This is a genomic window from Actinomadura logoneensis, assembly GCF_003428695.1.
Classification (GTDB): Bacteria; Actinomycetota; Actinomycetes; order Streptosporangiales; family Streptosporangiaceae; genus Spirillospora; species Spirillospora logoneensis.
This window is the reverse complement of record NZ_QURH01000459.1, coordinates 1-1,043: the sequence shown is the minus strand read 5'-3', so window position 1 is coordinate 1,043 and position 1,043 is coordinate 1. Positions and strand designations below refer to the sequence as shown.

The following is a 1,043-nucleotide window of genomic DNA, read 5'->3' as shown; positions in this document are numbered from 1 at the left end:
GGGCGGCGGCGGGGCGGACGGGGCCTCCCAGCCGCCGGTGCCGGAGTCGGCGGCGGGCGACCGGAAGCCGGAGGTGTCCTCGCCGAGGCCGCCGAGCGGCAGGCCCAGCGGGTCCGCGCCGGACGCGGCGGCCGGACGGTCGTAGCCGTCGCCGGACGATCCCGGACGCGTGTTCAGCGGGTCGTTCCCGAACGGCGACGGGTGCTCGCCCGTGCTGCCGTAGGACGGCTGCGGGGTGTCCGGCGCGCCGTACGACGGCTGATCCCCGGACGGGCCGAACTGGCCGAAACCGGACCCGTCGTTCTGGCCGAAGCCGGAGTCGCCCGAACCGAAGCCCGAGCCGTCGCCGAACCCGGACCCGGAGCCCGCCCCGTCGCCGAACCCGGACGAGGGGTTCTCGCCGTAGACGTGCTGGTCCTGCTGGCCGGAGCCGCCGAACGCGGGCTGCTCGCCGGTCGGTCCGAACGGCGACTGCCGGCCCTGGTCGTACACGGGCAGCGGGTCGTGCGCCGTCGCGGACGGGTCGCCGCCGAACGGGCCGGTGGACGGGTCGCCGCCGAACGGAGCGGCGGGCGGCTCGTTGGTCAGGGCACTGGAGCCCGGACCGAAGGGCGACGGGAGCCCCTGCGGGCCCGTGCCGGGTCCGCCGCTCATGCCGCCGTCCGCGCCCAGCGTGACGGTCATGCCGGGGTTCCCCTGGTCGGCGGGGGCGCCGTGGTCGCCGTACGGGTCGCCGAACTGGTCGCTCGGACCGCCCTGCGGGACCCCGGGGTGCGGGCCGCCGGGCGGGGCCGTGCCCGCGTGCGGGGACGCGCCGGCGTTCAGCGGGTCGGCGGAGGGCTCGGCGCCCTCCATGCCGTCACGCTTGTTCTGCTGCCAGGGGAACGTGGGCTTGTCGAAGGTGATGGTGGCCCAGTAGTCGTCGTCGCCCATCTCGTCGCCGGACTGCCCGGACGGCGGGGGAGGGGGCGGGGAGGCCGCGGCGACCGGCTGCGGCGGGGGGGCCTGCTGCGTCTGCGACGCGGGCCCGCCGAAAGCGCCGG

At 78.1% G+C, this 1,043-nt stretch carries 1 pseudogene; it reads right to left on the bottom strand.

The annotated features are described in order from the left end of the window. Nucleotides 1-1,043, bottom strand: a pseudogene (locus tag DZF91_RS40135) (hypothetical protein); the annotation flags it as partial.